Origin of the sequence: Pyrofollis japonicus, from assembly GCF_033097485.1 — an archaeon.
GTDB lineage: Archaea > Thermoproteota > Thermoprotei_A > Sulfolobales > Pyrodictiaceae > Pyrofollis > Pyrofollis japonicus.
The window spans coordinates 967,399-987,538 of record NZ_AP028634.1; the positions used below are offsets into that span (position 1 = coordinate 967,399).

Here is a 20,140-nt window from a genome sequence, read left to right on the forward strand (position 1 = left end):
TTATTTTGCTTCATCTTTCTTGCCAAACAGTATTTCGTCGGGAACGATGCCTCTATATGCCTCGTAGTATATTGGTGTACTCTTTAGTAGCTTAATGTTGCGCACATACTTCACATCAGGCCCTATGCCTTTGCCTCCATACTTTTTCTTGTATTCCTCTAGAGGTATACCGTACTTCTTTATCACGTAGTCTCTATAGAGGTCGTTCAATACGTTGTAGGCACAGAATGGCACGATTCTTCCATCAGGCATTAGGTAGTGTATATTACACCTCATTACTCTCTCAACGTCATAGTTGTATTGATCCATGAAGTGCATGTTTCCTAGGAAGAGCAGTCTATAGTGAAGCTCGCCTAACGCTTCGTAGTTCCTCTTAATGAATACATTGACTAGCAGCTTTGTTATATTGAGGTCTTTTGGTATTTTCTCTTTTATAGTGAACTTGGGCAAGTCCTTTACTATTGTTGCGAGTCTTATCGTCTTCCTAAACTTGGAGCCGAAGCTTTCCGAGTCCTTGCGTAGCTCAGCAGTCTTCTGGTCCATATATTCTATGAAGCCCTCTACGTCGAAGAACTCTGTAATGGGTATGAATTTCTTGGGTAGGCCGTCGGCGCCGCGTTCGACGAATACATATGTCGCGGAGCCGCAAGCAGGGTGGTTGCCCATGCATACTTTTAGTTCGCCACTTACAGCTTCAAGGAAGTAAGCAAATTTTGCTGCAACCGGTATAGGGAACCAGGCATCCATAGGTATTTGTCCATCGGTTTGTTCTTCGACCCAGCGTAGGACGTCGGGTATGGTTACTCTGTACTTTCTTCTCTCATCTTTCTTCATTCTTCCTGTAAGGCTTACAGGCTGGAAGTTAACGCCGCGTACAACATCTATGTGCTTTGCGGCAAACTTTACTATAGCTCCAAGCTCTTGGTCATTTATACCCTTAATGACTGTTGGAACTAGTACGACGCTGGTCATTCCAGCCTTGCGGAAAACTTCAAGCGTGTATGGGACCTCCCAATGGTTCTTTGGATTCGCTCTTGGTGTTACACCGTCAAAGCTCATATAGACAGTATTTACTCCTGCTTCTCTAAGAGTACGCGCATATCTAACTGCCTCTTCAGGGCTCTTCTCAAACCATAGCCTTGCAAAAGTTATTCCATGCGTGTTTAGCTGGATGTGAGTTACGCCCTCCTCCTTAAGGAGCTTTATTATCTCTGGTAAGTCTTCTCGAAGTGTTGGCTCACCGCCCGTTATCTGTACAGCCATAGACACGCCCTGCTTCTTGTACTGGCGAATCATTGCCCTTATCTGGTCAAGCGTGGGTTCATAAACGTAGCCCATCTTTTCTGCATAGAAGAAGCAGTACCAGCATGAGAGATCACAGCGATTAGTTACGACAAGGTTTGCTAGCGCCGTGTGATTCTTATGTAGTGGGCATAGGCCGCAGTTAAATGGGCATGGTGCTTTTAGCTGTACGTATGGCTTTACCCCGACACCTTCTTCTTCATACTTGAAGAACCTATAATAGGTCCTTGCATCGCCAAAGTAAAGTTCTTCTATCTCTCCGTGTTCTGGGCATACTTTTCTGATGTATATCTTGTTGTCTTTCTCAAATATTATTGCTGGAAGGAGTCTCAAACAATACGGACAAATGCTGGTTGTATATGCTACGAATTTTTCGCCGTCTTTAAGCTTTGGTATTGGTCCGCCTATCTTTATCCTCTTCTCGGCTATTACTATGGTCTTTGTTTTTGGATCATATTCTCCAGGAGCCTCCATAACGGTATCGTCGGCTAATGGATTGCTTGCTCTCTCTTTCTGGTATGGGACTGTCATCTTTATTCCCTCTAAGCACCTACTCCATACCCAGTGTATCTCTTTTTTACACACATTTAAATGGTATAGCTCATTGTATAGGTTACGCTCATTAACGCGTTTAAGAAAACACACATGTATGTCCTTTTATGCTTAGAAGTCCTTTGTGGCCAGTAGTGCCAATTATCTTTCTGAGCTCAATGTCGGACTTGAAGGGCCTCTGCGATATTATCTTCCTAGCTACTTCGGGGCCGACTATCCTAGTGAGAATAGATAGTGGTGTATTGTTTGGATTAAGTGGTATGGGTAGTCCCCTCACACTTCTAGATGAATGGGCGTAAATATAGACATCTATAACGGCCTTTACCTCGATTTTGCATGGTATTTCTACGACTAATGGATAGCTCCCAGCTTGTCTAGCAAAGGTAACCTTTAGCTGGGGATCATATTTTTCAACGTAGAGGTATCTTAGTATCGTGCCCCGTGGAACCAAACGTTCAAGAAAGAGCCGCGAATAATTGAGCGCTTGTCGCTCAAACCTTTTTGCCGACTTTAGATGTTTTTCGATAATTTTTGTACCATATTTTGCAAGAACAGTATTGGGTAGAATGAGTACTTTTCTCACGTTTATGCGGCGTACATTGAGGCCTTTCTCGTAGATCCTCCTGAGGAATTCCTCATTAAGTCGATAAGTTTCCTTCGTCTCCCCTATAAGGCCTAGTACAAAGTTTATTCCCGGAAGGAGCTCAGGTAGGCCGTTATAGCCAGGCCTATTGCCATATTTGTTTATTATTTCTATTGCTCTAAGCGATTCTTCCGGGTAAGTTTTCAGATTATTCGCCTTAACAACTCGTGGATCAGCTGTTTCAATGCCTAGTGCAGCCACGTCGCCAGGCGTATGGTACTGAATGATTATCTTTAAGATTTCGATGCTTTCCTCCTCGTATCTAACAATTGTGCCAGGATTCACGTTATCTATGTGGAGCGTTTGAAGACCTGGCGCAACAACTCTTATTCCATAAAACAGCCTTCTAATGGCCTCCGGATTGGGGCGGGGCCACTCCTTTTCCGCGAGTTCATTGCTACCATAAGTCATTATGTCTGCTTGTCTGCCTATACGGAAATGTCGTACGCCAGCCTTATAGAGCGCCTCAACCTCCTTAACTACGTCCTCTACTTTCCGTTGGCGTGGTCTTCCGTATAGCTTGGTTGCGCAGAAGCTGCATCCTCCACTTATCCAACGCGGGCATCCCCGATAGGTTTCTATTTCCGCTATAAGGTTATAGCCGTAATTGGGGTGTTGGGTCACTATTCTGGCGCCTAGTCGCGAAAATTCTGCAAGAGGGGCAAGGTTCTCGTCATCGATTATGCTCCAGGGGTGTGCTTTTTCTTCACCGAATCTGAATAATTCGTAAATGTACGCCTCTGGCTCACCAGCAACTATTACGTCGAAATTCTCCTTGACAGTCCTTGGTAATGCAGCTACCGTTCCTCCGATGTTGCCTATCCCCCATCTAGCGGCGGCGCCAGCAAGTACCTTGAACGGCCTATCTATAAGGCGAAACCACGTCTGGAGTTCCTGAAGAGTTATGGGTTCTCCTCCGAGGTATTTTCCGGGGACAATTGCGCCTGCTATTACGACTAGAAGATCATATGTGTTTGCTTGTTTGAGGAAGTTGTGTATATTTCTTCTCGCCTGGTCTACGGTCATGTAGCGAATACTGACAGTCTTATCCACGCTCCATATAGCCCCAGCTATGTACCTTGGATACACGTCTAGGTAAGGAGGTACCCCAAAACCAGCAGGTTCGTCAGTATAGCCATCAAGTATTAGAACTCTCTTGAAACGTGCCAAGACCGCTACACCTATCTGCTCACCGGCTCATATACTATGCCTAGTTTGTCTGCAAGTGCCATTACCTCTTCTACCTCTTCTCTGTAAACAGGCCTCGAGAGTTCCGGCCAGCGCCTAGGATATTGGGCTACCAGGTTCTCTGGCCTATATTGATCCATTATGTTTACAAGCACCTTGTCCTTAGGAAGGTTCTCTGCTATCCATCTTATTATCCTTTTGCTACAGCACTCTACGTGGCCTGGGAGCACAAGATGACGTATAATCATGTCTCCATCCCTTGATGCTATGATGTGATTCCTAGACACGACTTCAAAATAGCGTGGTACGGCCGACAAACGCAAAGCACACTTATTGTTACCATATTTGAAATCAGGCAGCCAAAGATCGATTACGTCTGTTAATACCTCTGTTACCTCTAAGGTCATATACATGTTGCTGTTCCATATTTGCGGCACATTTATATCTAAGAATTTGAATGACTCTATTATTGTGTGAAGGCTAGGTGTGGGCTCGCCGCCTACATGGTTAATGTTTCTGGCTCCCATAATTCGTAACTGGTATTGTATTTCTGCCAGCCTTCTGGGCGTAACTACTTCACCGCTTCTAGGGTATTTTTGACTAATATCATAGTTCTGACAATATACACATGTAAAGTTGCAGCCCCCATAAAATATTGTTCCGCTAGGAACGAGCGGCGCCTCCTCACCCAAGTGATGGAACCAGCTATGCACATATGTGCGGTGATCTAGCCGGCAGGCTCCAATACGTTTGCTCCTATCAATTAAGCACCGTCGTTCACATAGCCTACAAGGATTGAAGAGCTTTTTAACAATCTGTATATCAACGTCAAGGAGAGAAACAACGCCCTTCCAGCCCTTATAGTCTTTCTCAAAATCCTCAAGTAGGTACTTTTCACGACTAGCTGCATTAACTAGCAACCTATGTTCCTTTACCATCCTCCGGCGTAAGTCAAGTAATTGTTCTAGGTCAAAGGAATCTATTTTCCTCTCTGGGCTCTCAGCAATCTTTGCCAAGAGAAACTTTGCCGGGACTCTATCAATCATGACAAGATAGTACCATTTAAGCCTTTTGCGTACTTCATCGTTATCCCAAATGTAGATAGCGTCAGGCCTTAGACGGCGCCAAATCTTCTCCGGCACAAATCTTTCAAAAAGAAACATCCCCTAGGCACCCATAGCCTAGGAAAAAGGAGTCAGCTACGATTAAGAAGTCAAAACACACTGTCATAACCTATGGGTCTTAATCGCTCTTCGCGCTTCCCTTCTCAGTCCTCTCCTTAACTATCTTATATGCCTTCCAGAAAGGCAGCCGTACATAATATTCTGCAAGCTCGAGTAACCTGTTAAGCTCGTCAGGAGTTGCATAGTCTATAGGCTCTCCCTCATAATTAGCTTGCTCCCATCGGCGATGCAGCTCTTCTACCGTTTTCTCAACATATGGGTCGCTGTAAAATGCCGCCTTATTCAACTGCGGCGCATTCTCAATAAGTGATAATATCCTCTCTTTTATCTCCACTTCTACCTTCCTCCCTACGCTCTACTTTCTACGTTCAGCAGGGTATATGGCTTCCTTCGGAGCCTTCTCAAACGGTTCAAGATATTTCCTAAGAACTTTCGGTATCGTAACTGCACCGTCTGGTTCCTGGAAGTTCTCCAGAATTGCAGTAATAGTTCTAGTAGATGCTATTGCTGTAGAATTAAGTGTATGGACATACTCTCTCTCCATCCCTTTTCTGCGAACAAGCCTTATGTTCAGTCTGTAGCTTTGCCAGTCAGTTGTATTGCTTGCACTGACCATTTCCCTATACTTGCCCTGGGCAGGCATCCATGCTTCAAGATCATATTTCTTTGCCGCTGGAGCGCCTAGTTCTCCGGATACAACGTTTACGACCCGGTAAGGCAGACCTAGGCCCTGGAAGAGCTCCTCAGCGTTGCGTATCAGTTCTTCGTGAATATCCCAGCTCTCCTCCGGTTTTGCAAAGACGTATTGCTCAACCTTATGGAACTGGTGGACGCGGAAGATTCCCTTAAGGTCGCGGTTACCGGCTCCTGCCTCCTTCCTAAAGCATGGGCTTATACCGACCAGCTTTATTGGAAGCTCGTCTTCCATTATCTCCTCATTGTAGTATAGTGCTGCTAACGGGTGCTCGGCTGTAGCTATAAGGTATAGATCTTCGTCTTCGATCTTGTAGATAGCGTCCTTAAAGGTTTCTAGGTCAACTACCCCCATCATTATCCTGTGACGAAGCATGTATGGAGGCAGTACGAGCTTATACCCCTTTGCAGTTAGCCTATCAATAGCATATAGTAGTAGCGCGAAGTCTAGCCAAACGATGTCGTCAAATAGGTAGTAGAAACGAGATCCTGCAACTTCGGCTGCCTTCTGGGTATCGCCGAGTCTAAGAACGTACTCTAGCATGTCGGCATGGCCAACTGGCTTCCAGTCTATGAGTTCGTAGTCTACCTTGAATCCCCACTTCTCGGTTTGTTCTTTAAACTTGTCCAAGTACTCTCTATATACACGTGGTTTGCCCCAGAATCGTATTGGAACATTCTCGTCGTCTGAGAAACCGACGGGAACTGATTCGTGAACTATGTTAGGCAATGAGAGCAGTATGCGCTGCCTTTCTTCCTCAATAATCTTAAGCTTCTGTTCAAGCTCTTCTCGGGTACGTAGGAGCTTCTTAGCTTCCTCTATTAGCTTCCTCCTTTCCTTATCGTCTTTCGCCTTGGCTATGCTCCTTGTGATTAAGTTGTGCTGGTGCCTAATTTCGTCAACCATTCTTTTAAGCTTTCTCCACTCTTCGTCAAGCTGGCGTGCCTTATCAACTAAGCTCTCATCCATTCCACGCTTTCTAAGGCTTTCCTTTAAAATCTCTGGATTATTGCGAAGATAGGTCAAGATGCTCCATGGCAAGGAAGTGCTACCCCACAGAAAACCCTCTAACTAGGAGCGTTATTGTGTATATCGTTACGAGCCCTTGTACAGTTTATATAATGCAGCAGAGTTCGAAGTGTAGGCAACCGCGGCATGACCACTAATTAACGCTGAGGCTGCCTAAAATATACGGGTGTAAAAATGCCTCTCATGTTCTGCGAGGATAAGTGTATCGAAAAGTGCAGCAATTTAGAGCACCAAGGCTTTGAGACATATAACGAGTGTGTCGAAGAATGCATATATCATTGCGCGGTCGTGAAGGATCTCAAGATAATTAATAATAGGGATAGGTAGTCGAAACGTTGTTGTCTCTCTTTGAAAAATGTCGCCTGGTTTTATGCACAAACTATGCTTCCTGTGAGCCGTACATTTCTTCATAGCGTTTTATCCATTCTTCCACGACGTCGTAGCCAAATAGTTCTTTAAGCTGCTGCCTTCCCTCGGGAGTAACTCTTCTAGGATCCCAGGGGGTTTCGAGATCCAGCTCAATTTCAACATCTTCGGCTTCCGGAACCGCTTGGCGGATAGCTTCTTCAGCCATAAATGCTATTTGGCCTGATACTGGGCATCCTGGTGCAGTTAATCCAAGCCTAACCTTTATCTTGCCATCTTCTATCTTTATGTCGTAGACAAGGCCTAAATCGTATATGTTCACGGGAATTTCTGGGTCATACACATTTCTTAGCGCTTCTATGACCTTCTTTTTTACTTCCTCGGGGTCGAGCTTCTTCTTAGCAACTTCTTTGCTCATATGTCTACCCTCCTTTAACTAGAGTAGAAATAAACCGCCTATTAATACTCTTTTTCGCCAACACCTTTCAGTGTCTTTTTTGAAAATATAGAAATAGTTAAAAAGTATGCTATAATAGGTGCAAATATTATTAATGCTATTGTTAAAAATAGTAGGATTTTACTATTTATTCTTATAGCAGCATAGAGTAAGGCGAATAATAAGGCAGTCATCGGCAACAATATGGTGTTATATTGTTTTGCAAGCCTTGAAAAACTCATTGTGACCTCCCGTGTTCTCCTATAAGCTTGCTAAGCTCAGCCAAAACAGTATTAGCTTTCTTTTCTGCTTCCTCACATGTATTGCCAAAGGCTAGCACCTTTACATCAATAATGGGTTCTCTCAGTTCGTGGCCCTTCGGATGGCTCTTGACATAGCAGTCTAGGCATTTCTTTGAAGCTCTTCGTAGAAGAGGAGCAAGCGTTGATTCGGGTATACCTTTGATCTCGGTTCCCTTTTCTATGACGCAGATTTTTGGAAAAATGAATCGTATTTTATCCAGGGCTAAGGGCAGCATTTCTTCCATTTCTCTTGGAACTCCCGGCAATGCTATTATGAATGTAGTATCGTGGTGGAGTAACATACCCGGTGCAGCTCCAACTTTATTCGGTATAGGGGTTGAGCCAGCAGGCAGATAAGCCATCTTTAGACGTTCGGGAGTAAGTGGTAAGCCTCGTTGCGAGTAAAACTTATTGATCATTTCTAGGGCCTCGCTATTGAGTACTAAAGGCCTATTTGTTGCAGCAGCTATTGCTTCGAGAGTCTTATCGTCGTCGGTTGGGCCTAACCCTCCTGTTGTTACTATTATGTCTGCTCGTTGCAGCGCCTCTCTTATGGTAGATACTATGTCGTCTATAGAGTCGCCGATAGTGACTATTCTATCAACTATTGCGCCCCTAAGGGTGAGCTCCTTGGCTATGTGTGCCGCATTAGTATTAACTATTCTGCCAATAAGTAGCTCATAGCCGATCGTAACTATCCATGCACGAGGCCTGTACATCTCGAACGATACCTAGAAAACCCTACTATGAATACACCTATTCAAAATGCGCGCCGCCCCCCGGACAGCCCCGCGGCACGGGGCATGGATGAGGGTAAGGGGACTTGCCTCCCGCAATTCTTTGCTTAGATACGAATAAACAATTAGATGAAATATTATTTTATACATGTTTTTAGATAGCTAGATGGTTTGTTACCAGAGCAAGTATAATTTACCATCGCTTATCGGGTTGATATCAAAGCAGTACTTTACCTCAAGGAACTCCTTCCTATACTCGGTAACCTCCTTTGCTATTTTCGCAGGATCCTCTTTATCTATCAGTACCCTCTTCATGAAGCGTGCTATATCCTTCATATTGTCCTCCTTCATTCCGTACCTTGTCATTTCTTGTACACCGAGGCGGAGGCCACTCGGATCCTTTATAGCGTCTGGCGGATCGTATGGCAGTAGATTCTTGTTTACAATGATGTTTGCTTGTTCAAGCAAAACTGCAGCCTTTGCGCCTCCACCCTGTGCTCGGACATCGAGTACTACCTGGTGGCTTCTTGTATAGCCAAGGTGCTCGCCGAGAACCTTGAACCCCTCAGCAGCCAGTGCCTCTGCTAATGCTCTTGCATTACGTACTACCTGGTCCGCATATGCTTCTCCAAAGTATTTCATCTCTATAGCTGTTATAGCTAAGGCGGGTAGACGGTGAAGGTGATGATTACTTACAAAGTAGGGGAAGACAGCCCTTGATATCCTCTTATAGAGCTGTTCATCTCTCGTAGCAATTATGCCGCCCTGAGGCCCAGGAAATGTTTTGTGAGTTGAAGCTGTTAGAACATCTGCACCGTGGTCGAGAGGATTTCGCCATCGTTTTCCAACTATTAGTCCTAGGACATGAGCAGCATCATATACGAGCTTGCCACCTACAGAGTGGATAGCTTCTGCAATTTCTTTAACCGGGTGCGGGAAAAGATAGACACTCCCTCCTAGCACCGCGAATGATGGCTTGACACTCTCTATTAGCTTAACCGCCTTATCCACGTCAACATTGAGGTTCTCAGCATCATATGGCATCTCTATATGCTCTATACACAGGGCTCCAAGTGTGCCGAACTTTGTATGGCTCACATGCGCGCCTGCTTGCACGGGCGCGATGACTGCCTTTGACCCACATTCGCCTAGCACTCTAAACACTGAGGCATTAGCAATGGTTCCGCTCACTGGTCTCGGATCTACGAAGGCTCCTCCGAGAATGTCGCCCATGAGCTTCATTACGCGTGTTTCAACTTCGTCAACATACTTTGTTCCTTGGTAGTATCTTTTGAAGGGTTTTCCTTCAGCATATCTGTGCATCATGTCGCTGATGTATGCTGCAAGGGCTAGAGGGCTCATGGCGTTCTCGCTGGCAATCAGGTTAATAGTTTCCTTCTTGCGCCATATATTATGGCGTTGTGTTAGCTCTAGTACCTCTCTTGCCTCGGGAGGAATTAGGGAGAAAGCCTTGTCCCAAAAAGGAGTAGTCAATTTGTATGGCACCGAGTAGTCTACTCGGAGAGTGGTTGGTCTAGTAAGCTTAACGCTACGAATTACTGGATTCTATGCTTGATAAGTCCTTTGCATTACTCATGCGTAAATGTGTGATGCTTTTAACCGGTTTATCGGTTGCGAGGACCCGCAAAGCACCCATGTATGCCTTTTCAACTATGTCATAGGTTACGGGTATGCCTATATCATCCTCCATTCTCCGCAGAAGCCAGTATGCATCTACTATGCTATGCCACTCACCAGCCTTTCGAATAAGTATATCCCTAGCTTTTTCCTCTGCAATAGAGAATCGTGGGTCTACATAATCTTTAGACCTCTTAGCCTCGTCTGTATGCTTAAACGAACTCACTTCGCTGAGCCCCAAGTAATACCTTTAATTATACCTCTGCGGTTAATTTGGTGTTCCACTCGGCTAAAGGTACTACCGGAAACGAACGTAAGAATTCCCCGTGGATGCCCACTCTCCCTATTTTCATTTCTAATGATTGCCTTGGCTGGGTTATTGGGGGCTCAGCATCTTAAGAGCTAATTCGCTCAGTACTTACACCGGGGTCTCACTGTGTCGGCAAGCCTAGGGTCAATTAACGTCTCAACACATGATGTCGGGACACACATTGAAATCGAAATCGGCGCAGCCGTAGATGTCGAGATAATTGTATATGGTGGTTTAGATCCTTTAACAGATGAACTCGTTGAAAATGCGAAGAAGGCCTCTGAGAAACTCTTCAAGGAATACGGGATAGATGCCATAGTTATTCCTAGAACAGTTTACTGGGACATATTTACACAATACATACCAGCATCTGATACACTGCCTCTGCTCGTAATTAACGGTAGAGAAGTTGCAAGGGGCAGAAGCCTAGCCGTAGAGGAGATAGTCGATATAGCGCTGGAAATGCTCGGTATTAAGGAGCGCGAAAAAGCACTACCTTTTATTGGAAAGAGAAGCAGCGACATTCTCCAAGCAGCAATTACTGAATAGGAAGCGTTTACTCGCAGCAATATGCTCCTTAAAGTGTTTGGCGCACGAGGCTCTGGCCACAACTCCGTGTTTTTCAAGCAGTGTTAATATGCACGAAGTCGCCGAGGTAGCAGCTAATAGTGCCTCAGTAAAGTCCATTCCGCTATAAATAGCATAAAGTATGAGTGTAGCAAGAATATCTCCTGCACCTACAGAGTAACCCGATTTTAGCAAAGGCTCAATACTTAAACATACTCCGTTATCCGCGGCAACAAGCCCAGCAGAACCCATGGTTAGTACTACTCTAATGCCTCTCCTTACGAGAATTCTCGTTGCGGTGGTAGCGGCTTCAATGTTGTTTGCGAAGTCTTCTAGGCTGAACTTAGCTATTACACAATTAGACGAACTCAGCACGATGGAAGACAGTACGGAAAGAGCAGCCTCGAACGTGTTAATGACTTCACTGTCTTCTAGCTTTAGTCTCGAAAACCCTTGAATATCAACTAGCGTGCAGCCATGGGAGTTTATTACTTTGAGCATGTCAGAAGTCGTGTACTCCCATAATAAGGGCGAGAACAGCGCAAAACTCGATTCCTGTGAAACAACGATGCTTTTGTACTCCTTTCCGAGAAGTTTTATTTTTCGTTCATCATTTTGAACGTCTATTTTAAAAATTAATGTATGGTTGTCTATTTTGACGGGTTTTTTGCTAGTTGGATTAAGATATTCTATTAGTGCTAAACTGCTTTCAGCATTATCTGGGATATTTAAGATTATTCTATAAGTTGCTCCTATAGCATGCAGTGCAAGTGATGCATAAAATGGTGGGCCGCCCTTAGTGAACTTCGCTCCCACCACATCGATTGTTGGAGTTGAATAAATGTCTAGTAAAAAGGTTTTATTCTTCTTCATCCTCTTCATATTCCTCTTCTTGCTCTTCTACTCTAGTCCGAGGCATGATTGTTTGTTTCTCAAGCCTCTTGGTATGTGCTAATAAATGAAATATAAGGTCTTCAGCTGTGAAGAAATATGCTGCCTTTTTCTCCTCGCCGCATATAGGGCATAGAAGTAGCCCTGTCTCCTTATCCCTTTTGACTTTAAGTCTCACGCCATGACTCTCTATTATTATATCCTCCCAGCTAGGGGTCCATTGAAGCGCCATTGGCATCACATCTTCTCTGCAAGTTTTTGCTCAAACTCGTTGAATATTCTCTCTGTCTCCTTTATCCATTCACTTAGCTGCGCTGGGCTCTCCGGATAGTTCATGTAGTGATCCCTAGCCTTTTTCATGTAGTCGCCGACGAGTTTGAGCTTTGCGAGAAGGCTTGGTCTCCCAAGACCCCTAATTATTATCTTTGCTTTCTCAAGCGTACTTATGCGGAGTTCGCCAACATTGCTTGTATATAGCACGTCCTCCTCTGGAAGAAGCTTCTTCTCCATACCGTATCGTATATCGTCGTTGGGTAAACGCTGCAAGAACCTCCTGAAGACGTCTAGGGCTGCTTGCTTGGCTCCTACATTTTGCATATAGTTTATGTTTAGGCTCCATAAGCCTTCTTCGCTGAAATCGTTCCTGTTATATGCTTCTTCGATTGCTTGTGCAGCGTAGTATGCTGCTCGGAACGCGTAGCCCATACCGCCTCCGTGTACAGGGTTGACAGTGTATCCTGCATCGCCTATGGCAACTATGCCTGGTCCAACAAGTGTATTAGACGGCCTACGCGTTGGGAGAGGTGCACCGGCGGCATTGTGCACATGATACTTCTTTTGGAGAAGTGGATGTTTAGTTAGCTTCTCTTTGTATATAGTCATTGGGTTCGGATAGCCCATGCCACCTTGTACGCCGAGGCCTACGTTAACACTCTTCGCTGATTCCGGGAAGTACCACCAGTATCCTCCTGGTGCGATTTCTTGGTCAAGATATATCCGTATCACATCCGGCTCATCTATCTTGTAATCTTCGTATTCTATAACCTCGCGGTACGCTATATTCGTATCTCTTGGGTCTATGGGCTCATAGATGGGCCATTCGTGTGGAAGCTTGTTTCTCAGCACTCTTGAGAAGCCCGTTGCCTCGATAACAATGCTGGATCTGAGTTCGGCAACCTTATCTGCTATCTTGGCACGTACTCCCACAACCTTGTTATCTTTTATTATCGGCTCTAGAACCTTCGAGTTGAAGAATACATCGACGTTATCTTTGTCAATGACGCTTTCAACAAGCCATTTTCCAAACGCATTACGGTTAATGATGTAGCCTTCTCCGTGAACCCTATACCTTGTAGTCTCACCTGGCGAGTATATGTCAATAGCCTTGACATGGTTCTTTATTACTGTGCTTGGAGGCTCGGGGAGACCTGCTTCACGTGGATGATGTGCTCCCAGTGCATCGCCGCATGGTTTTCCCCAAAGGGTGTTAAGGTTGCGCCAATCAATTGCTGCGACATTAAAGCCTTTACGTGCCAAGTGCCAGAGTGCAACTGTGCCGGCTGGCCCGAGACCCGCTATAATCACGTCGTACTTTTCGCGCACACGACCACCTCTAAGCGGTTAAGGCGCTAAGGGTTTCCGAGCTTTTCACACTCTGTTATCGGGTGTTTATTAGTGCTAGGTCTCATACTCTATGCAATGTAGCATTCTTTCAACACGTTAATATGTTAGTGATTACGCCGTCTCGGGAAAAGTAGTCTGAATATTAGGGGCTGTTCTCCCGAAATACCTCTGGAGAGTGGTAGAGATGAGTTCTCCTTGGAGACGCAGATTTGGGTTCGGGCTTGGCGACGTATTTGATGAGATAGAGAGAACAATAAGGGAAATGGAACGCTTTGTTGCAAGGATGATGGAAGAGTTCGAGGCACGGGCACTATCACCGTCACTAGAATCCAAGGGTGAAGTACGCGGCCCCATAGTGTATGGCGTAAGAATAACCATAGGTCCCGACGGACAGCCGATAATAGAGGAGTTCGGCAACGTTAAGCGCATTGGTAGGAAAGCCGTTGTAGAAGAAGTCGTTGAGCCACTAGTAGATGTTATAGAGGAGAAGGACAAAGTTACGGTTATCGCGGAAGTACCAGGTGTAGATAAGGATAAGATTAAGATAAAGGTCAAAGATAACAAGCTCATAATAAGAGCGGAGGACAAGGATAGGAAGTACTACAAGGAAATAGAGTTACCTGCAGAGGTAAAACCGGAAACTGCTAAGGCGAAGTATAGGAATGGTATACTTGAAATAACTTTTGAGAAGAAAAAACCCGAAAAAGAGGAAGAGGAAGAAGGCTTAGAAATAAAAGTCGAGTAAGCATTATGAGTTAGTCCCGTCTTTTTTCATTAAGTGGCTCGGTTCTAGCTTTCGGAGATACTATTGTGCTAACTCCTTCGGGATCCTCTATTATGACGGTAAAGTCTTCTTGTCCCTCTTTTGCCCGCTTTATCCATTCAAGGAGTTCATTGCATTTCTCCTTACTTGCTTCGGGGTCTTTACAAGCAAGTTCTATTGCTTCGCGGAATCTTTCAAGAAGCCCCTCCACGGTAGTTATGAAGCCTTGCGAGGCAGGCCCTGGGTGCATCTCAAGGCCTTTTTCTGGAATAATTATGGATGCTGATGAAGCCCTCACAACTAACGCGTTGAGGTCGTCCTCGTCTTCTACTTTGAGTATTATTCTTTGAGGTGGCTTGGCCTCGGCAAGTCTTACATCATTATACTTATATCCGCATTTCTCGCACTTGCCAGTCGTGAGTATTATCTTTCCAACAAGCGGTAGATCGTATAAGTAATCAGTTATTCGGAGAGACTTTGATCCACAAATTGGGCATGTTACTACTGCTTCTCCTAGCTTTACTAATTTTGTGCTGTTATTTTTCAATAATTCGTCTTGCTGCTTGGTACTCATTTCTTGCACCTATGTTTTTCACTATTAGAGCTTGAACTAATACGTATTTGTAATATCTGAAAGTATTACCCTTACCTCTTTCATCCTGTTTGATTTAAAAATTCTCACATGTTATTGAGCGTTTTTATGACAATTATTTAAAAACTTCCCTATATTTTAGGCTCAACGTAATATCATATGCTAGGAGGTACGTGGTGAAAGCATGGCAAGAATTAATAGAGTGCAGCGCCCTGTCTTTGACATAGTGATTCCTTCACCTAAGAAAGTGGTTAGCATAAAGCTTGAAGTCGACCTCCTTGAGGAGATAGACCGGTTGTGGCGGAGCCTAGGCTATACGTCGCGTAGCGAGTTCATACGCGAGGCATTGATTTATTACATGCAAGTGGTTAGCAGTATATCCTTTGAATCTACTCAGGAAGTAAGTGTTATCGAGAATAATCCTGCAATGAAAATAGACGATAATGATGAAGATAAAAAGGTTAAGGACGGAGCATTGGTAGTTCTTGATACTGCTACCGATATAGCCTAGGCGGTTTCCGTTATTTTCGCGTTCCTATCTTAGAGAGGAGTTCCTGTAGGACTTCTCTATATGTGCGTGCACATTGCTCGAAGTCCGATATTATTTTCTGAATAACTTTTTCCGGGTCTTGTACGTAGTATTTGTATTTTGGTCTTCCTGCGCCTCCCTTCTTTTCGCGTGTTCTTGAAACGAATCCGATCTCAACGAGCTTTGTTAGGCTTCTATTAACGGTGGCCTTGCTTAGCTTAAGTTTTTCTGCAAGTTCGTCTACTGTGTATTCTTTGCCTTTGAGTAGTTCCACTAATATTGCTGTATCTGTTTCGCTTAGATCGTAGCAGAAGCGTAGTCCCTCTACTATGCTTGCCTCTCTCCCTGTAGGAAGTCTGAGCCTTATTTCTTCGAGGCTTGCCGACATGTTAGTTCCCCTTTAAGCTAGTTTATTCGCCATTTTTGATAATATGGTTAGACTATTTATTATCTTTTTCTCAACTAGTTACTAACGCAGCGATTATTGGCGTAATAAAAGCTTCAACAAAGGCCGCGATGAAAAGTAACACGGAAACTGTAAGGAGACCTTTTAACGTCTTGGCTAAAAGCGTTTTTCCGGCCCTATTTTTCTTATTAATAGAGAAAGGTAATTGAATTCCGAGAAAGGCGGCATAGAGCATTGCTGGTATCTCTATTACTCCGTGCGGTAGGAGGAGAGATAGTACTGTAAGGATAGGTATATTATTCTTAAGTGCAAGCGCTATTACCGTGCCAACTGCGTAGCCGTTTATCCAGACCTGGTAGAATCCAAGCAGTATAGTTAAAGAAAATATAAAGATAATTAACGATACTACTATATTATTTAAATATATTGATATAAATTCCCAAAATGCGGGTAAGGTGTTAACTATGTTTAGGTATTTGTTTTCTTTAATAAGCTCAGCATAGGGATGCGAAAGCCCCATTATTGCTCCGATTATGTAGGCTAACGTTATAGAAGCCGCCAATAGTACTTTAAAAATGGCGCTACTTGGCTTCATGTGTTTTGGCACCGCAAGAATACAGAATAAACTCGCAACATAATATAGTATTTACCAGGACCTATCATAAGAAGAGAATATGAGAAGCTAAGCAGCCGTGATGAACGATTCCGGGCCGAGGATCAACATTCCTATGAAGAACCGTGTGAGGACTGATTCATATCTTCATTACTTCCATGCATATCTTCGGAACTCTATAGCCAAAAAAGTAGTCTAAAATGACGCGCTGGCATGGAAATGGAATAATGCTTGTCTTGTGATGATGCCCCTACACTTATTGACCCTGGGTGCTCCAGGGTATGATGAAGTGGTCCTTCGCTGAAAGCATGAAGCGGGGGTAGCCGTACCATAGTCTTGAAGGTGTTGGAAGGGTGACAGTCATGTCTGGACTCATGTTTGCTGATGCACATGCACATTTCTCTCCAAAGGGGTTAGGTGCATTTAATATAGCTAAGAAGTTTAAGGAGAAAAACGGCTGGTTCATTGCATTTATTGCGCTCTCGCCATGGCACTATGGAATAAATATTACGCCAAGAACAGCCTTTGACGCGTATATTAGGTCCATAGAGATTTTCTTAAAGGGATGTGCCGAGGCACGGCAAGCAGGAATACGCGTATCATGTCTTGCAGGCTTTCATCCAGCTGATGTTGATAAGCTTATAAGCATTGGTATGGCGCCAGAGGAGGTTCTGGATGTAGGCATTAAGGTTGTAGAGTACGAGGTAGAGCTTTGCGAAAAGGGAATTATTAACGGAATCGGCGAAGTTGGCCGTCAACATTATAAGACGATGCCGGAGCGCTTAGCTATAGCGTCAACAATAATGCTAAGAGCATTCGAACTCGTAAGCGGCGGGTGTCGCATACATCTTCATCTTGAGAACTCCGGCGCAGCAACAGTAAAGACTGTTGAGAAGCTCGTAGAGCTAGCTAAAGCGCCCCGACACCTCATATTATTTCATCATGCGTCGACACGCGTAGCAGACATTGCGACACAAAGCGGTTTCTGGGCAACTCTGCCTGGTAAGAAAGAGCTCTTACGAAAAGCGCTTCAGCAGATAAGGAGAATTGATAGAGTGCTTATTGAGTCGGACTACATAGATGACCCTAAAAGGCCTTGCGTCTCTTCATGCCCGTGGGAAATCGTGGATAATCAATTAGCTCTACTACAGGAAGGCATAATAGACGAGGAAGTCGTTGCTAAAATAAATATTGATAACATTATAGCTTTCTATGATGTTGAGGCGCCTAGCTAATAGAAATGACTTTCAGTGCCTCATATTTGTCAAGTTTTGTTGCAACCATGTAGCTATCAGAGATAGCTCTTAGGTCCGGATTGTTGCCGTGGATCATAACTGTGTGCAACCTTGCGTTTGCGCGCGCGAGCCCCCGTTTTACCATATCTATAGCTACCCGGTCTTCACCATCAGTTATCAGTATTATGTCAGAGACCCGGTTCCCGGAAGTTGTTGACGCTATATCGTCGGTCGCGGTCAGTATTGCTCTCGTTATATCGGTTCCGCCATTGGCCCTTATGCGTGCAAGATACTCTAGTAGCTTTACTACGTCCCTTCCATGAATTCTCTTAGAGATTCGGATTGGCGGGTAAGGTATGCTGTCGAAGAAGCGTACAAAGAATTCTCTTCTCTCCCTAACTGCTCGCTGTGCTAGCGCGAGTGCGACTGCCTTTGCCCATACAATTTTAAGCCCCATCATGCTGCCGCTCTTGTCTAGGAGAATGTAGAATTTACCGTAATCCCTTGTGACGACTTTTCGGTATAGAAGCAGGTTTCGCTCGGCAAACTTGATAAGAAATAGCTCTTTTGGTAGAGCAAGCTCACTTGGCACTATCTTCTCAACGTCGTTGCCGAGTTCATAGCCTTCTAATTCGCCTCGAGGGCTCGGAACCTTTTTAAGCCGTATATACATGTTCGCCTCGTCTTCAACTAGCTTAAGTACCTCAAAGATTGCTTTTACATTAGTGTTTTTAGCCAAGTTGATAACGTCTTGGATAACGTCGTCAAGTGAGAGCATAGATGCGTTTCCAGCTGCAAATTTCATAGCAAGACTTGATATTTCTTTGGCTTGTCTAGCAACATCTTGAACCGACTCTAGAGCTTTGTCAACTATGTTGTTAAGCTCCTCGTTACTCTGTCCAGCGCTTGGTGCTTGCATTTGTTCATCTGCTTTCGCGTCTCCGCCTTGGTGCTGGTTTAGCCTCCTAAGCTCTTCAGCTATAGTTTCCATTAGTACTGCTGATACGACGGTACTAGTGGTTGAATCAGCCACAGTATAGCGCTTAACGTTTCTCAACTGGTTTGAGGACAAAAGCGCGGAGAGCAGAGCATACTTTGTCAATTCTTTTTGATCCTTCTTTTCTGGCTCTCTTAGAATGGGGAATGGAAGAAAGAGTGCATAGTATATTGATATTGAGAGTTTCTCGTCAAAGAAATCCGGCTTATGGGCCGGGTTTGGAAGAAGCTTATGAAGTATGGATATTATTCTCTCGGCTCGATACTTTGTCGGAGGATCATCTAGGCTTACGCCTTTAATATATGGCATCTGGCTATATCCCCAGTTTATATGAGATTTTTTCAAGCAGTTTATCTATTTCCTCAAGTGTCTGCTCGGCGAGCTTTTTCACGCTCTGATTATCGGTTTCCTTTAATATGTTCAATATTCTACTCTTAGCTATCTTTAAGCTCCTAAACAAGTCAACGAGTCTCGGATCATAGCTCCGCATCGTGTCGACAAGGTGGTACGTTTCCCTGACATTGGCCCTTATGTCGTTGAGTTCTTTTATGAAGCGCTCTGGCATCTTGAGCTCTTCAGACAGTATTATATGTACTTTCTCGAAGTCCTCTATATCTCTCGGTGCTACGTATTTTAGTGCAACTAGGTCTTTCTCCTGCGCAACAATTCTCCCCTCTAGCAATGCGTGTGCAGCAACTACCTTCAGCGCCTTTGTCTTCCTTCGATCTGTTAGGTGTATACCTCTTTCCTCGAATATTGCGTAAAGCCTTAGCAGCTTCGGCTTTACCTGTGAGAGATCAACGTTGAACACTAGCTTGTGAACCTGCATGAGGGTGTTCATGTCTAGCACTGGCTCGGCCGGCGGGACCTTACCAGACTCTATTCTCCACCCAGCATCCAGTAGCTCGCTCCACTTGTTCTCGGGCACGGGCTTAGCATATTGCCTTATGAGGAAGCGGTCATAGATAGCCTCTAGCTCTGGCTCCTCGGGCACACGGTTGGTTGCACCTATAAGAGTCCATAGAGGTACGTGAATCTCTGTGTAACCATCATACCATATACGTTCCTGCATAATGCTTAGGAGTGCGTTTAACACTGCAGAGTTAGCGTTGAACACCTCGTCGAGGAACACTATTTCGGCTTCCGGCATCTTGCCCTTAGTAATCCTAACGTATTTGCCTTCGTGGAGAGCATTGAGGTCCAGAGGCCCAAACAGTTCACTGGGCTCTGTGTACTTGGTTAAGAGGTACTTGAAGAATCTTGCATTAATGAGTTCAGCAGCTCTCCTAGCTATGGCTGATTTAGCTGTGCCCGGCTCACCAATCAGAATAACATGCTCCCTAGCCATCAGTGCGAGGGTCAGCGCTTCTACCTCCTCGTCTCGAGCTACGAAGGGCTCTCTCAGTGCTTTATAGAACGCCTGGACTTTTTCTAAGAGTCCTTCAACACCTTTATCGACTAGCTTCAACCTTGTGCAGCCCCATAACCAGTATTACACAAGCCTTTGCTAGGGAATATATCTTACCTCCTATCTATGATAGCA

At 44.6% G+C, this 20,140-nt stretch carries 23 protein-coding genes; 5 read left to right on the forward strand and 18 right to left on the reverse strand.

What is annotated here, in order from left to right; translation table 11 throughout:
- From tes to serS, 5 genes are all read right to left on the reverse strand, one after another.
- Positions 1-1,833, reverse strand: coding sequence for a tetraether lipid synthase Tes (gene tes / locus SBG41_RS04920; RefSeq protein WP_317896436.1), 1,833 nt, complete (start codon positions 1,831-1,833; stop codon positions 1-3).
- A 100-nt stretch (positions 1,834-1,933) separates the two neighbouring features.
- Positions 1,934-3,667: a radical SAM protein gene (locus tag SBG41_RS04925; protein ID WP_317896437.1), complete on the reverse strand. Its 1,734-nt coding sequence runs from the start codon at positions 3,665-3,667 to the stop codon at positions 1,934-1,936.
- 11 nt (positions 3,668-3,678) lie between these two features.
- Positions 3,679-4,848 (reverse strand): radical SAM protein, encoded by a 1,170-nt coding sequence (locus tag SBG41_RS04930; protein ID WP_317896438.1) that lies wholly within the window; start codon positions 4,846-4,848, stop codon positions 3,679-3,681.
- 79 nt (positions 4,849-4,927) lie between these two features.
- On the reverse strand, positions 4,928-5,203 hold the full coding sequence (locus tag SBG41_RS04935) for a hypothetical protein (protein ID WP_317896439.1): 276 nt from the start codon (positions 5,201-5,203) through the stop codon (positions 4,928-4,930).
- 21 nt (positions 5,204-5,224) lie between these two features.
- On the reverse strand, positions 5,225-6,604 hold the full coding sequence (gene serS, locus SBG41_RS04940; RefSeq protein ID WP_317896440.1) for a serine--tRNA ligase: 1,380 nt from the start codon (positions 6,602-6,604) through the stop codon (positions 5,225-5,227).
- Positions 6,605-6,766: 162 nt separating this feature from the next.
- Here serS and SBG41_RS04945 point away from each other — a divergent pair, with 162 nt between their 5' ends.
- A complete protein-coding gene (locus tag SBG41_RS04945) occupies positions 6,767-6,919 on the forward strand; it encodes a hypothetical protein (protein ID WP_317896441.1) in 153 nt (50 codons plus the stop codon).
- 52 nt (positions 6,920-6,971) lie between these two features.
- Here the strand turns inward: SBG41_RS04945 and SBG41_RS04950 are convergent, their stop codons facing one another.
- The 5 genes from SBG41_RS04950 to SBG41_RS04970 all read right to left on the reverse strand — a co-directional run bounded on the left by SBG41_RS04950 (position 6,972) and on the right by SBG41_RS04970 (position 10,297).
- Positions 6,972-7,376: a metal-sulfur cluster assembly factor gene (locus SBG41_RS04950; protein WP_317896442.1), complete on the reverse strand. Its 405-nt coding sequence runs from the start codon at positions 7,374-7,376 to the stop codon at positions 6,972-6,974.
- Positions 7,377-7,417: 41 nt separating this feature from the next.
- Positions 7,418-7,636 carry a hypothetical protein gene (locus SBG41_RS04955; RefSeq protein WP_317896443.1) on the reverse strand — a complete coding sequence of 73 codons (219 nt, stop codon included), beginning with the start codon at positions 7,634-7,636 and terminating at the stop codon, positions 7,418-7,420.
- Complete coding sequence (locus SBG41_RS04960) at positions 7,633-8,415, reverse strand: nicotinamide mononucleotide deamidase-related protein (RefSeq protein WP_317896444.1); 783 nt, start codon at positions 8,413-8,415, stop codon at positions 7,633-7,635. The genes SBG41_RS04955 and SBG41_RS04960 overlap by 4 nt, the downstream gene beginning before the upstream one ends.
- A gap of 192 nt (positions 8,416-8,607) precedes the next feature.
- Positions 8,608-9,927 carry a serine hydroxymethyltransferase gene (gene glyA / locus SBG41_RS04965; RefSeq protein ID WP_317896445.1) on the reverse strand — a complete coding sequence of 440 codons (1,320 nt, stop codon included), beginning with the start codon at positions 9,925-9,927 and terminating at the stop codon, positions 8,608-8,610.
- Between the two features lie 55 nt (positions 9,928-9,982).
- Entirely contained in the window at positions 9,983-10,297 is a 315-nt protein-coding gene (locus tag SBG41_RS04970; RefSeq protein WP_317896446.1) for a hypothetical protein, read from the reverse strand.
- A 210-nt stretch (positions 10,298-10,507) separates the two neighbouring features.
- On the opposite strand from SBG41_RS04970, the gene SBG41_RS04975 reads away from it, so the two are divergent.
- Positions 10,508-10,930: a Rossmann-fold NAD(P)-binding domain-containing protein gene (locus tag SBG41_RS04975; RefSeq protein WP_317896447.1), complete on the forward strand. Its 423-nt coding sequence runs from the start codon at positions 10,508-10,510 to the stop codon at positions 10,928-10,930.
- Here the strand turns inward: SBG41_RS04975 and SBG41_RS04980 are convergent.
- The 3 genes from SBG41_RS04980 to SBG41_RS04990 are packed head-to-tail and all read right to left on the reverse strand — an operon-like array spanning position 10,874 to position 13,441.
- Positions 10,874-11,830, reverse strand: a complete 957-nt coding sequence (locus tag SBG41_RS04980; RefSeq protein ID WP_317896448.1) for a PfkB family carbohydrate kinase — start codon at positions 11,828-11,830, stop codon at positions 10,874-10,876. The genes SBG41_RS04975 and SBG41_RS04980 overlap by 57 nt on opposite strands.
- Entirely contained in the window at positions 11,808-12,071 is a 264-nt protein-coding gene (locus tag SBG41_RS04985) for a hypothetical protein (RefSeq protein WP_317896449.1), read from the reverse strand. The genes SBG41_RS04980 and SBG41_RS04985 overlap by 23 nt, the downstream gene beginning before the upstream one ends.
- 5 nt (positions 12,072-12,076) lie before the next feature.
- The gene (locus SBG41_RS04990) at positions 12,077-13,441 is read right to left on the reverse strand and encodes a digeranylgeranylglycerophospholipid reductase (protein ID WP_317896450.1); all 1,365 of its coding nucleotides are present in this window, start codon (positions 13,439-13,441) and stop codon (positions 12,077-12,079) included.
- A gap of 205 nt (positions 13,442-13,646) precedes the next feature.
- Here SBG41_RS04990 and hsp20 point away from each other — a divergent pair, with 205 nt between their 5' ends.
- Complete coding sequence (gene hsp20 / locus SBG41_RS04995; protein ID WP_317896451.1) at positions 13,647-14,207, forward strand: archaeal heat shock protein Hsp20; 561 nt, start codon at positions 13,647-13,649, stop codon at positions 14,205-14,207.
- Positions 14,208-14,217: 10 nt separating this feature from the next.
- Here hsp20 and SBG41_RS05000 read toward each other — a convergent pair whose 3' ends face one another.
- Positions 14,218-14,799, reverse strand: coding sequence for a ZPR1 zinc finger domain-containing protein (locus tag SBG41_RS05000; RefSeq protein ID WP_317896452.1), 582 nt, complete (start codon positions 14,797-14,799; stop codon positions 14,218-14,220).
- A gap of 202 nt (positions 14,800-15,001) precedes the next feature.
- On the opposite strand from SBG41_RS05000, the gene SBG41_RS05005 reads away from it, so the two are divergent.
- Entirely contained in the window at positions 15,002-15,328 is a 327-nt protein-coding gene (locus tag SBG41_RS05005; protein ID WP_317896453.1) for a ribbon-helix-helix domain-containing protein, read from the forward strand.
- Between the two features lie 10 nt (positions 15,329-15,338).
- Here the strand turns inward: SBG41_RS05005 and lrs14 are convergent, their stop codons facing one another.
- Both lrs14 and SBG41_RS05015 read right to left on the reverse strand, forming a co-directional pair.
- Positions 15,339-15,734, reverse strand: a complete 396-nt coding sequence (lrs14, locus tag SBG41_RS05010; RefSeq protein ID WP_317896454.1) for an HTH-type transcriptional regulator Lrs14 — start codon at positions 15,732-15,734, stop codon at positions 15,339-15,341.
- Positions 15,735-15,804: 70 nt separating this feature from the next.
- Entirely contained in the window at positions 15,805-16,347 is a 543-nt protein-coding gene (locus tag SBG41_RS05015; protein WP_317896455.1) for a stage II sporulation protein M, read from the reverse strand.
- Between the two features lie 380 nt (positions 16,348-16,727).
- Between SBG41_RS05015 and SBG41_RS05020 the strand changes: the two genes are divergently transcribed.
- Complete coding sequence (locus tag SBG41_RS05020) at positions 16,728-17,600, forward strand: TatD family hydrolase (protein WP_317896456.1); 873 nt, start codon at positions 16,728-16,730, stop codon at positions 17,598-17,600.
- Here the strand turns inward: SBG41_RS05020 and SBG41_RS05025 are convergent.
- Positions 17,593-18,906: a vWA domain-containing protein gene (locus SBG41_RS05025; RefSeq protein ID WP_317896457.1), complete on the reverse strand. Its 1,314-nt coding sequence runs from the start codon at positions 18,904-18,906 to the stop codon at positions 17,593-17,595. The two genes, SBG41_RS05020 and SBG41_RS05025, sit on opposite strands and share 8 nt — an antisense overlap.
- 4 nt (positions 18,907-18,910) lie before the next feature.
- Positions 18,911-20,065, reverse strand: coding sequence for an AAA family ATPase (locus SBG41_RS05030; protein ID WP_317896458.1), 1,155 nt, complete (start codon positions 20,063-20,065; stop codon positions 18,911-18,913).
- Positions 20,066-20,140 lie beyond the last annotated feature (75 nt).